Here is an 11,655-nt window from a genome sequence, read left to right as displayed (position 1 = left end):
GGCGAGATCGACGGCACAGTTTGTCCCGCAGGAAAAGCAGGAGTAGCACTGTCTGTCATGACAACTCGGAATGCCGAGGTGGCTCTCGCCGATACGGACCGCAGGTTCTTCGGCCATCCACTCGGATTGGCGAACCTGTCGGGTATCGAACTGTGGGAGCGTTTCAGCTTCTACGGCATGCAGGGCCTGCTGGCGTACTACATCTACTACGCGGTCGCGGACGGTGGCCTCGGGTACTCCGAACAGATCGCGGCGTCGATCGTCGGTGCTTACGGCGGTCTGGTCTACGCCTCCGCGATCCTCGGCGGCTGGATCTCGGATCGCCTGTTCGGCGCCGAACGGACCCTGTTCGGGGCGGCCGTGCTCATCATGCTCGGCCACCTGTCCCTGGCCCTCGTGCCGGGCCCCGTCGGGCTGGGGATCGGCCTCGTGTTCGTGGGCGTCGGCGCCGGCACGCTCAAGGCCACCACCTCGACCGTGGTCGGCGACATGTACCGGCGGACGGACGACCGGCGTGACGCCGCGTTCTCCATCTACTACATGGCGGTGAACATCGGTGGCCTCACCGGCCCGCTGATCACCGGGGTGCTGTGGCACGCCAATGGATTCCACTGGGGATTCGGCGCCGCGGCGGCGGGAATGGCGATCGGCCTCATCCAGTACGTCGCGGTGCGTGGCGCCACGCTCAAGGGCGTCGGGGCCGTCGTGCCCGACCCGCTCCCGCGGCCGCAGCGGGTCCGGGCCCTGGTCATCGGCGTGGTCGTGGTGGTGCTCGTCGCGACAGCGCTGGCCCTGGGCCTCATTCCGCTGGAATCCCTGGCGGACATCGTCACCGCGATCGCCGTGGTGGGCGCCGTCGCACTGTTCGCGCTGCTGATCACCAGCCCCAAGACGCAGCCCGACGAGCGAAGCCGGGTCGTCTCGTTCATCCCCATGTTCATCGCGTCGGTGGCGTTCTGGGCGCTCTTCCAGCAGCAGTTCACGGTGATCGCGATCTACTCGGACCAGCGTCTCGACCGCAACCTGGGTGGCTGGGAGATGCCGGCGAGCTGGGTCCAGTCCATCAACCCGCTGTTCATCATCATCTTCGCCGCGGTCTTCGCGACCCTGTGGGTCAAGCTCGGCAGCCGTCAGCCCTCGAGCCCGATCAAGTTCGCGCTCGCGAACCTCATCATGGGCATCGCCTACCTGGTGTTCCTGTTCTTCGTCGGCAGCGTCGCGACGCCGCTGCTCGGCATCGTCGGTATCCTGTTCCTGTTCACCATGGCCGAGCTGCTGCTCTCGCCGGTCGGGCAGTCGCTGTCGACCAAGCTCGCACCGGAGGCCTTCAAGACGCAGATGGTCGCGCTGTTCTTCCTCAGCGTCTCCATCGGCAGTGCGCTGTCCGGCGTGCTCGCGGGGTACTACGACCCGAACGACGCCGGGGCTGAGCGCAACTACTTCCTGGTGCTCGGCGTCGCGTCGATCGTCCTGGCCGGGATCATCGCCGCGCTGTCGCCGTGGATCCGCAAGAACATGATGGGCGTGCGCTGACGCACCTCTGACTCATCCCCTGACACGACCGCGGCCACCGAGGAGATTCTCGGTGGCCGCGGTCGTATCAGGATCCGGCCGGGACGGCGGTGTTCAGTCGGCCGAGCCGGTCTGCCAGACCTCCCATGGCACGGACCAGTCGCCGTTCTGCCAGACCTCCAGCTCGGGCCCGCCGGTGCCGCGGACCTCGACGACGTCCCCGGTGACCGCCTGGTCGAAGTACCACTTCGCGTCAGCGGGGGAGAGGTTGAGGCAGCCGTGCGAGGTGTTGGTGTTGCCCTGGGCCCACATCGACGACTCCAGGGCGTGGAAGTAGATCCCGTCGTTGGAGATGCGCACGCCGTGGTCGACGGTGACCCGGTAGCCGGCGGACAGGGGCAGGCCGTAGGTCGTGGAGTCCATCAACACCGAGCTGGACTTGTCCAGGACGGTGTAGGTCCCCGGCTGGGTCCAGAAATGCATGGTCACGCCGCCGTACGTGGCCCAGCCGCCCTTGCCCATGGAGGTGGGCATGGTCTTGAGCAGTTCGCCGTTGCGGTACACGGAGACCGTCTTGGTCGCGTCGTCGGCGATCGCGATGCGCCGGTCGCCGATAGTGAAGTCGGCTTCCGCGCCGGCACCGCCCCACTGGTCGCCACCGAGGTCGCGCCCCTCGGTGTCGAGTTCGACCCGCACTCGGGTGCCGGTCTCGTAGTAGTCCTTCGGACGCCAGTGTGCCGAGGAGTCGTCGGCCCAGAACCAGTTGCCCTCCACCTCGGGCGAGGTGGTGACCTTCATGTGTTTCTCAGCTTCTTCGCGGTCAGCGATGGGCTGGTCGAACTTCGCCACGATGACGATTCCGACGCCGTACTCACGGTCCGACTGCAGGGTCCCGCCTCCGGTCGTGGTCAGGGTCGGGGTCACGACGGCCGCCGGGTCGGCCATGCTGAACGTCCGTGTGTCCGTCCTGGTCCCGCCGACCGCACCCTCGTAGGTGATCTCCAGGGTGTAGGTGCGCCCGAACCCGAGTGTGACGGCCGGCTCCCACTCCGATCCGTCACGCGAGATTTCGCCCTCGATCTGCTTGCCGGCGTCGTTGGTGAGCACCGCGTTCGTGATGGTGCCGTTCTCGACGGTGGCCCGGACGCCGTCGACCACGGCGACGTCAGTGGCGCCGTCGGCGGGGACGACCTCCAGTGCCGCCGGGGCGGGCGCCTGCGCACTGGGCTCGGTGGGGGTCGTCTCCCCGGCGGAGCCCGTGGGCACCGGGATGGTGCACCCGGCGACGACGAGGATCAGCGCGAGCAGTCCGGCGAGCAGGGCGAGGGGGCCCGTCACCGCCGGAAGAGAGGGGGTTTCAGACCTGGACAGGGACATGCATCAACTCCGAAGCGACAAGCGTGGGGCAGCCGGTGAATCACGGCTTATGTCGACATGATGCACTCCGTGTCCGACACGGAGCGAATCCGAAACGGCCGGCCGCCCACTCGTTGTGGAGTTGTGACCGTCGTGGGGCCCGCGCGATGGCGGAAGCCGGTCGGCGGGGATGCGTTCGGACGGGTACAACGGAGGCCATGAGTATCGATCGACCAGTGACCATCATCGGCGGCCACGGCAAGGTCGCCCTCCGCACGGCCCGGATCCTGTCGGACGCGGGCGCGGAGGTGCGCTCGGTGATCCGCAACCCGGACCACGCCGACGACATCCGGGCGGCGGGCGCCACCCCCGTGGTGGCGGACGTCGAGAAGCTCGACGTCGAGGGCCTCCGCGAGGTCGTCCGCGGCAGCGGCTCCGTCGTCTGGTCCGCCGGCGCGGGCGGCGGCAATCCCGACCGCACCTACGCGGTAGACCGCGACGCGGCGATCCGCTCGATGGACGCGAGCGTCGCCGAGGGCGTGGAGCGCTACGTCATGGTGTCCTACGACGGCGCCGGACCCGATCACGGCGTGCCGGAGGACAACGCGTTCTTCCCGTACGCCGAGGCCAAGGCGGCGGCCGACGCCCACCTGCGCGAGTCCGATCTGCAGTGGACCATTCTGGGGCCCGGCGCGCTGACCGACGAGCCCGGTGGCGAGACGATCGGGATGGGAGCGGACAAGCGCGAGGACCGGGCGACCAGTCGGGACACGGTCGCCGAGGTCGTCGCCGCCGTCCTGCGCCGGCCCGACACCGTCCGCCGCACCATCGAGTTCTCCGACGGGGACACCCCGATCGGCGAGGCCCTGACGAGGGACTAGCGCCGCGTTATCCTCACCGGATGAGGATCCTGGTGGGAGGTTCGTGGATCACCGTGATCTGCGCACTGCTCACCGCGTCGTGGAGCGTCCCGCAGTACATCATCACAGACACCGTCACGCTCAACTCCCATCCGTTGTTCGTGGTGCTGTTCTTGTTCCCGGCGCAGATCGGCGTGCCGGTGTGCCTGTTGGTGGCGCTCAACTCGCTGCTGATGGGCCTCCGTCGTCAGCTCACCACGATGCCGCGGCGGTTCCTCGCGGGAGGCCAGCTCGTGACGGTCATCCTGCTGGGGATCTGCGCGGCACTGCTGATCTCGCCCACCGCATTCGGTCGGGAGTTCATCGTCATGGCGCTGGCGTTCCAGGTGGGCCAGGTGCTGGTCGCGTTCGGGCTGGTCCTGCACCTGCTCCGCCGGCGTCGTCATCGCCGTGCGGCGGAGGGCGCCGGCGTCGGCTGAAACGTCCGGCGCGCGCGTCGGCTGAACCCTCCGGCGCGCGCGTCGGCTGAGCCGAGCGGGGCACGCGCGCAGTGGTGGGCTGACACTATGGATCGCATGCGTGCCATCCACATCTCCAGCCATGACGGACCCGCCGCCCTCGAGGTGGTCGATCTTCCTGAGTCGGAGCCCGGCGCGGTCCTGATCGACGTCCACGCCGCCGGCGTGACGTTCCCCGAGGTGCTCCAGACCCGTGGCAGGTACCAGATCTCGCCGCCTCTGCCCTTCATCCCGGGCTCGGAGGTCGCGGGCGTGGTGCGGTCCGCGCCCGAGGGATCGGGATTCGCCGCGGGGGACCGCGTGTGCGCGTTCCCCGGTCTGGGTGGCTTCGCCGAGGTTGTGGCGACCGAGCCGTCCCAGGTGTTCCACCTGCCGGAGAACCTCAGCTTCGTCCAGGGCGCGTCGATCCCGATGAACGTGCTCACCGTCCACTTCGCGCTGGCCCACCGCGGTCGGCTGCAGCCGGGCGAGACGGTGCTCGTGCACGGCGCGGGCGGCGGGATCGGTATCGCCGCCACCCAGTTCGCCACCGCCCTGGGTGCCCGCGTCATCGCGGTGGCCTCCACCGAGGAGAAGCGGGAGCTCGCTCGCAAGGCCGGCGCGACCGATGTCATCGCGCCGGAGGGGTTCAAGGACGCCGTGAAGGAGCTCACGGGCGGTCAGGGCGTCGACATCGTCGTCGACCCCGTAGGCGGTGACCGGTTCACCGACTCCATCCGCGCGCTGGGCCAGGAGGGGCGGATCCTCGTCATCGGCTTCACGGCAGGCGAGATCCCCACGGTCAAGGTCAACCGCCTGCTGCTGGGTAACAAGAGCGCGGTGGGCGTCGGCTGGGGCGAGTACTGGATGTCCAACCCCGGCTACCTGCAGAAGCAGTGGGCCGAGGTCGAGCCGCTGCTGGCCTCGGGCCGGCTCGACCCTCTCGTCGGTGCGGAGTTCCCGCTCGAGAACGCCGCCGAGGCGCTCGAGCTCATGGACGGCCGCGGCGCGGTGGGCAAGATCGTCCTGACCACCGGCCGCTGACCCGGGCCCGCGTCGCGGCGGCCGGGTGCTGCGCCGGGCGGCGTCAGCGCGCCAGGGCCCGCAACCGCCGCCCGGCCTCCGCGAGCACCTCGGGTCGCTTGCAGAACGCGAACCGCACCAGGTGCGACCAGTCGTCGGTGAACGCGTCGGTGAACGGCGCGAACGGCACCGCCGCCACCCCGACCTTCTCGGGCAGCTCGAGGCACCACGCCGCCGCGTCGGTCACCCCGAGCGGGCCCGGGTCGGCGGTCAGGAAGTAGGTGCCCTGCGCGACGACGAGGTCGAACCCGACTCCCGTGAGGATCCCCGCCAGCTCGTCCCGCCGGTCCTGCATGTCCTTCCGGAGCGTCGCGATCCATTCCTGCTCGTGGCGCAGCGCGTGCGCGACCGCCGGCTGTAGCGGCGAGGCGACGGTGAAGCTCATGTACTGACGCGCGGTGCGCGCCCCCTCGACGAGATGCGCCGGCCCGGTGAGCCACCCGATCTTCCAGCCCGTGCAGTTGAGCAGCTTCCCCGCGCTGGAGATCCGCAGCGTCCGCTCCGCCATCCCGGGCAGCGTGGCGATCGAGACGTGTTCGACCCCGTCGTAGGTGAGGTGGGAGTACACCTCGTCGGAGATCGCGATCGCGTCGAACTCGCGGCACAGGGCCGCGATCTCCTCGAGGTCCTCACGCGGCAGCACGGCGCCCGTGGGATTGTGCGGCGTGTTGACCAGCACGGCCCGCGTCCGCGGCGAGAACGCGTCCCGCAGCGAGTCCACATCGAGTCGGATATGGCCGCCCGAGCGGATCAACCGCGCGGCGCGACGAGTGGCCCCGGCCATCGCCACCGCGGCCACGTAGGAGTCGTAATACGGCTCGATGACGACCACCTCGTCGTCGTACTCCACCAGGCCCACCACCGCGGCGGCGATGGCCTCCGTCGCGCCGACCGTCACCAACGTCTCGGTGTCCGGATCGTGCACCAGGCCGGTGCGCGCCGTCTCGTCGGCGACGATCGCGTGACGCAGCTCGGGGATCCCCGACCCGGGAGGGTACTGGTTGTGGCCGTCGCGAAGCGCCCGCACCGCCGCCTCGATCATCGACTCCGGCCCGTCCGTGTCCGGGAAGCCCTGGCCCAGGTTGATCGCGTCGAACTGCGTTGCCAGGCGCGAGACCTCGGTGAAGATCGTCGTGGCGTGGGGCGCGAGTCTGCGGACCGTCATGGGGGAAGCCTAGGTGTGTTGACGGCGCCGGTGGCCGCGGGCCGGGCCGATACGATGGGCGGCATGTCCGAGCCCTTCTCCGCCGCCCCCGCTCCGATCGGTACCTCCCCCGCCCGTGCCAGCGGTGCCCGCTCCACCACGGTCGGCCCGTGCACGCAGCGCCGGGCCGTGCTGGCGGCCCTGCCCGGGATCATCCTGCTGCCGGGCATCGCCTCCGCGTGCGGGATGACCGAGCCGGCCCAGCCGCCGTCGACCGTGCAGCAGACCACCACGGTGGCCGCGACCACCATCCCGGCCGCCGAGATCCCCGTCGGCACGGCCAAGCAGTTCAAGGTCGGCGACTCGACGGTCATCGTGGCCCAGCCCACCGAGGGCGAGTTCGTCGCCTACTCGGCGCGCTGCACCCACCAGGGCGGTGTCGTGCAGGTGATCGAGGGCATGACGCTGCGCTGTCCGCTCCACGGCGCCGAGTACGACGCCACCGACGGCCGCAACACGCTCGCCCCCGCGCCGCGTCCACTCGACGTCGTGCCGGTCAGCGAGTCCGGCGGACAGCTCGCCCTCGGCTGACGCTGACTGGAGCCGGTCGACGCCGGCCTACGACCCCGCGGCTTGCGGTGCATCCCGGGGCGGGGCGCGGCGCGGCCCCGACGCGGGTTGCGGCGCGGCCGCGTTCAGGGGTACAACAGGAACACGTTCTCAGGGCGGGGTGAAACTCCCCACCGGCGGTGATGTCGTCGACCCCATGGTCGGCGGCGAGCCCGCGAGCGCCCCGCACGCGCGGGGGTCAGCAGACCCGGTGTGATCCCGGGGCCGACGGTCATAGTCCGGATGGAAGAGAACCTCGCGTCACCCGATGCGGACCCGGCCGGCGACGGTCGTGGCCGGGCGGGCGTCGTGGCACAAGCCCTGGGCCGTCTGTGTAGAGCCCGTGAAAGGGGCACACGATGAGCCTCCTCGTCTCCTTCCTCGACGCGCAACTGGTGATCGGCGGAGTCCCGATCCTGTGGCGCGAGATCATCGGCAACGTCTTCGGCCTGGCCGCCGCGATCGGTGGCATGCGCCGCGTGGTGTGGGCGTGGCCGGTGGGGATCGTCGGCAACCTCACCCTGCTCACCGTCTTCCTCGGCGGCGTCTTCCACACCCCGCAGGACGTCGACCTCTACGGCCAGGCCGGCCGGCAGGTGATGTTCCTCGCGGTGGGCGTGTACGGCTGGTGGCAGTGGTCGCGGACGCGGCGGGCCAACGCGACCGCTGCTGCCGCGGCGGCCGCCCACGGTGGGCCCGTCGCTGACGCGCCCGCGGTACGACCGCACTGGGCGACGGGCCGTCAGAGGGCCGGGCTCGTGGTGGGGATGCTCGTCGGCACGCTGCTGTTCGGCTGGATCTTCGCGCAGCTCGGCTCGTGGGGCCCGTGGGCGGACGCGTGGATCTTCACCGGCTCGATCCTCGCGACCTACGGCATGGCCCGCGGCTGGACGGAGTTCTGGCTGTTGTGGATCGCGGTCGACGTCGTGGGCGTTCCGCTGCTGCTCAAGGCCGGCTACTACCCGTCGGCGGCGTTGTACCTCGTGTACGCGGCGTTCGTCATCTGGGGGTTCGTGGTGTGGTGGCGCGTCGACCTGGCGGAGCGAGCGGCGGCGGCCACGGCCGTCGGGAGGACGGAGTCGCTGGCGGAGCCGCAGCGGGCGTAGTTCCGCTGCCGGGTACGCACCGCTGCGTCGATCCGCCCTCCGATTCGCGACTTGCCCTCCGATTCACGATTCGCCCTCCGGAGTACGCTCCGCGCTAGGAACTCCGCGGGCGGATCGTAATTCGAGGGGCCGATCGCAATTCGAGGGGCCGATCGTGGCCCGAGGTGCGGATCGCGAGCCCCGCGAACACCGAGCCCGACACCAGCGCTCCGGCCGTGGGTTCGGGAGTGCCCGCCCTTTCACGTCGCGCCACCTATCCGATTTCACGCCGCCTAAGGGGTCCGATAGGTGTCGCGTGATCAGATAGGTGGCGTTCGCAGGGGCAGTCACAAACCGCCGCTCACCGCCGCTGTCAGCGCGAACGGCCCCGCGGACGGCCCTCGTGGACGGCCCCGCCGCGAACGACCCCCGCGGACGCCGAACTCGCGCGCGCCGTCAGTCGGCCCAGCGCCGCGCGTGCAGCAGGACGTCGATCGCGGTGGCCTTGCCGGCCGGCCGCAGGTCGTGTCGCAGGGAGATCACCTCGAGGCCCTCGGCACCGCGGGCGAGGTCGGCGACTCCGGGCAGGAGAGTCGGGTCCTGGGGCCCGCCGACACCGCGGCGGAGGTTCTCGGCGGCGTGGCCCAGGTAGACGAGGTGCCCGCCGGGCCGCAGCCAGGTGCCGGCGTCGCGGAGCACGGCGTCGAGTTCCGGCAGGTCGAGGTGGAGGAAGCCCACCACGACGAGGTCGACCGGCTCCGCGGGTGACCAGGTCCGCGCGTCGCCGACCACCCAGTCGACGCTGCCGCTGCGCCCCTCGTCGGAGTCCTTCGCCCGGGCCTGCTCGATCGCGACCTCGGAGAAGTCCACGGCCTGCACCCGCCAGCCGTGCGCGGCGAGCCAGCGCGCGTGCCGCCCGTCACCGCACGCGAGGTCGACGGCGGTGCCCACTCCGAGGCCGGCGTCCTCCGCGGCCGTGACCTCCGCGACGATCCGGGCGGCCGGGGTGGTCCCCCAGGCATCGGGCTGCGCGAGGTAACGGGCGTTCCATGCGGAGGCGTCCACGGGCGGTGGTCCTTTCGGTCGAGTGTGGGAGAGGTCGAGTACGGGAGAGGTCGGGTGGGGCGGACAGGAGGGAGGGCGACTACGACCCGCGCACGTCGCGCATCGGCGGCCGCTCACCGGGGTCGACGCGGACGGTCTGGGCGCGGAAGCCCCCGTCGTCGGGATCGCGCCGGTGCAGGGTCAGGGTGTCGCCGGGGGCGTCGGCGCCGGTCACGCGTCCGTGTCGCCGCAGTCGGCTCAGCATCGCCAGGTGCTGGTGCATGGCCATCACGGCCAGCGCGGAGTCGGGGGAGTTGCGGTGCACCCGTCGCCCCAGGTCCACCTGGGCGAGTGCGTCGAGGCCGTACGCCTCATAGAGGTCCACGAGAATGCCGAGGTCGACGCCGTACGCGCCGGCGAAGGGGATGGACTCGAGCGCCTCGCGCGTCCCCGCGTACTCGCCGGCGAGCGGCTGGACGAATCCGCCGAGGTCGGGCCAGTGGGTGGCGATGAGGGGCCGGGCGACGAGTTCGGTGACGCGGCCGCCGCCGGCGGGCAGGACGGTGCGGCCGTCGTCGAGGGGCCGGTCGTAGGCGCCCTTGCTGAACACGACGCCGGGTTCGGTGAGCAGCGGCCCCAGCAGTCCGGTCGCGAACGCGGGGTCGAAGTCGCGCAGGTCGGAGTCGAGGAACGCGACGATGTCACCGTCGGTGGCGGCGAGCGATTTCCACAGCGCCTCGCCCTTGCCGGGCACGTCGCCCAGGGCGGGGAGGATCTCACCCTGGGCCACGACGCGGGCGCCGGCGGCGCGCGCCACCTGTGCGGTGGCGTCGGTGGAGTGGGAGTCGACGACGACGAGCTCGTCGATCAACGGCACGCCCCGCACGAGCTCGGAATGCAGGGCGGCGACGATCGCGCCGACGGTCGACTGCTCGTCGCGGGCGGGCAGCACGACCGAGATGCGGCGGCCCGCCTTGGCCGCGACGAGGTCGCCGGGGCGGAAGTCGGCCGCGCGGTAGGTTCGTCGCGCCGACCAGGCACGAACCGGGTCCGCCCGGTCGGCGAGGGTCGTCCGCGAATGCTCGGTCACGTCCGCGATCCTGCCAGAGCCGGGGACGTGGTGGTCTCGAGCGCCGGGCCCGGGTGGGAGCGGTGTGCCACGATGCACATATGGACTTCTCCCCGTCGCCGCGCGCCGCCGAGCTCACCGCCGCGGTCCGCGAGTTCATCGACGCCCACATCGCCCCGGTCGAACCGGACATCCACGCCGACATCGCCCGGCGCCGTCTGTCCGGGCGGGACCCGTGGGCGGTGGACCCCCGGGTCGGGGAGTTGCAGGCGCTCGCGCGCGAGCAGGGGCTGTGGAACCTCTTCCTGCCGGCCGGCCACGAGCGTCCCTACGCGGAGCGCTACGGCACCCGCGGCGGCACGGGCCTGACCAACACGGACTACGCCCCGGTCGCGGAGGAGATGGGCAGCTCGTTCCTGGCCCCGCTGGTGTTCAACTGCAACGCCCCGGACACGGGGAACATGGAGGTCCTGCTCAAGTACGGTTCGCAGGAGCAGAAGGACCGCTGGCTGGACCCGCTTCTGGCCGGGGAGATCCGCAGCGCGTTCCTCATGACCGAGCCCGCAGTGGCCTCCTCCGACGCCTCGAACATGGCCGCCACCGCGCGGATAGAGGGGGACGAGGTGGTGCTCGACGGTCGCAAGTGGTGGTCCACGGGCGTCGGTCATCCCGACTGCGAGGTGGGCATCTTCATGGGCGTGTCCGACCCGGACGCGCACCGCTACCTGCGGCACTCGATGGTGCTCGTGCCCATGGACGCCCCCGGCGTGACGGTGGAGCGGATGCTCACCGCGCAGGGCGTCCACGACGAGCCGCTCGGCCACGGCGAGGTGACGCTCACCGGTGTGCGGCTGCCGGTGTCGAACATCATCGCCGGCCCCGGCCGGGCCGCGGAGATCGCGCAGGGCCGCCTGGGCCCGGGCCGCATCCACCACTGCATGCGGCTCATCGGGCTGGCCGAGATGGCGCTGGATCTGGCGTGCCGCCGCGCCTCCGAGCGGGTGGCGTTCGGCAAGCCGATCGTCAACCTCGGCGGCAACCGCGAGCGCCTGGCGGGGGCCCGCATCGCGATCGACCAGGCCCGCCTGCTCGTCCAGCACGCCGCCTGGAAGCTCGACGCCGAGGGGCAGGCGGCGGTCGAGGTCAGCGCGATCAAGGCCGCGGTCCCGAAGATGGCGCAGGAGGTCATCGACATGTCGCTGCAGCTGCACGGCGGCGGCGGGATGAGCGACGACTTCCCGCTGGCCGGGGCGTACGCCACCGCGCGGTCGCTGCGACTGGCCGACGGCCCGGACGAGGTCCACCTCGCCGTCGTCGCCCGCGCCATGCTCGCCCCCTACCGTGACGCCGCCGCGGCCCGGACCACCGCCGACGCCGGGTCCGACCGGTGAGCCCG

At 71.4% G+C, this 11,655-nt stretch carries 11 protein-coding genes and 1 riboswitch; of the genes, 7 read left to right on the top strand and 4 right to left on the bottom strand.

Annotated features, from left to right (window positions below):
- The first annotated feature begins 57 nt into the window (after positions 1-57).
- Positions 58-1,533, top strand: a complete 1,476-nt coding sequence (locus tag DCI01S_RS06990) for a peptide MFS transporter (RefSeq protein ID WP_061228546.1) — start codon at positions 58-60, stop codon at positions 1,531-1,533.
- 93 nt (positions 1,534-1,626) lie between these two features.
- Here the strand turns inward: DCI01S_RS06990 and DCI01S_RS06985 are convergent, their stop codons facing one another.
- Entirely contained in the window at positions 1,627-2,889 is a 1,263-nt protein-coding gene (locus DCI01S_RS06985; protein ID WP_061228545.1) for a L,D-transpeptidase, read from the bottom strand.
- Positions 2,890-3,086: 197 nt separating this feature from the next.
- On the opposite strand from DCI01S_RS06985, the gene DCI01S_RS06980 reads away from it, so the two are divergent.
- From DCI01S_RS06980 to DCI01S_RS06970, 3 genes are all read left to right on the top strand, one after another.
- Entirely contained in the window at positions 3,087-3,749 is a 663-nt protein-coding gene (locus DCI01S_RS06980) for an SDR family oxidoreductase (protein ID WP_082767681.1), read from the top strand.
- 20 nt (positions 3,750-3,769) lie between these two features.
- Entirely contained in the window at positions 3,770-4,207 is a 438-nt protein-coding gene (locus tag DCI01S_RS06975) for a hypothetical protein (RefSeq protein WP_061228543.1), read from the top strand.
- 96 nt (positions 4,208-4,303) lie between these two features.
- Positions 4,304-5,269 (top strand): NADPH:quinone oxidoreductase family protein, encoded by a 966-nt coding sequence (locus DCI01S_RS06970; RefSeq protein WP_061228580.1) that lies wholly within the window; start codon positions 4,304-4,306, stop codon positions 5,267-5,269.
- A 43-nt stretch (positions 5,270-5,312) separates the two neighbouring features.
- Here DCI01S_RS06970 and DCI01S_RS06965 read toward each other — a convergent pair whose 3' ends face one another.
- Positions 5,313-6,473, bottom strand: coding sequence for a pyridoxal phosphate-dependent aminotransferase (locus DCI01S_RS06965; protein ID WP_061228542.1), 1,161 nt, complete (start codon positions 6,471-6,473; stop codon positions 5,313-5,315).
- A gap of 63 nt (positions 6,474-6,536) precedes the next feature.
- Between DCI01S_RS06965 and DCI01S_RS06960 the strand changes: the two genes are divergently transcribed.
- Entirely contained in the window at positions 6,537-7,043 is a 507-nt protein-coding gene (locus DCI01S_RS06960; protein ID WP_244881671.1) for a Rieske (2Fe-2S) protein, read from the top strand.
- 121 nt (positions 7,044-7,164) lie between these two features.
- Positions 7,165-7,320: riboswitch (FMN riboswitch) on the top strand.
- Between the two features lie 100 nt (positions 7,321-7,420).
- Positions 7,421-8,167, top strand: coding sequence for a nicotinamide mononucleotide transporter family protein (locus DCI01S_RS06955; protein ID WP_061228541.1), 747 nt, complete (start codon positions 7,421-7,423; stop codon positions 8,165-8,167).
- A 435-nt stretch (positions 8,168-8,602) separates the two neighbouring features.
- Here the strand turns inward: DCI01S_RS06955 and DCI01S_RS06950 are convergent, their stop codons facing one another.
- Together DCI01S_RS06950 and DCI01S_RS06945 are read right to left on the bottom strand one after the other, a co-directional pair.
- Positions 8,603-9,211 (bottom strand): class I SAM-dependent methyltransferase, encoded by a 609-nt coding sequence (locus DCI01S_RS06950; protein WP_061228540.1) that lies wholly within the window; start codon positions 9,209-9,211, stop codon positions 8,603-8,605.
- 79 nt (positions 9,212-9,290) lie between these two features.
- Positions 9,291-10,280 carry a glucosyl-3-phosphoglycerate synthase gene (locus DCI01S_RS06945; protein WP_061228539.1) on the bottom strand — a complete coding sequence of 330 codons (990 nt, stop codon included), beginning with the start codon at positions 10,278-10,280 and terminating at the stop codon, positions 9,291-9,293.
- An 80-nt stretch (positions 10,281-10,360) separates the two neighbouring features.
- Here DCI01S_RS06945 and DCI01S_RS06940 point away from each other — a divergent pair, with 80 nt between their 5' ends.
- Complete coding sequence (locus DCI01S_RS06940) at positions 10,361-11,650, top strand: acyl-CoA dehydrogenase family protein (protein WP_061228538.1); 1,290 nt, start codon at positions 10,361-10,363, stop codon at positions 11,648-11,650.
- Positions 11,651-11,655 lie beyond the last annotated feature (5 nt).

Source organism: Dietzia cinnamea NBRC 102147 (assembly GCF_001571065.1).
GTDB lineage: Bacteria > Actinomycetota > Actinomycetes > Mycobacteriales > Mycobacteriaceae > Dietzia > Dietzia cinnamea.
This window is presented reverse-complemented; position numbering and strand designations above follow the sequence as displayed.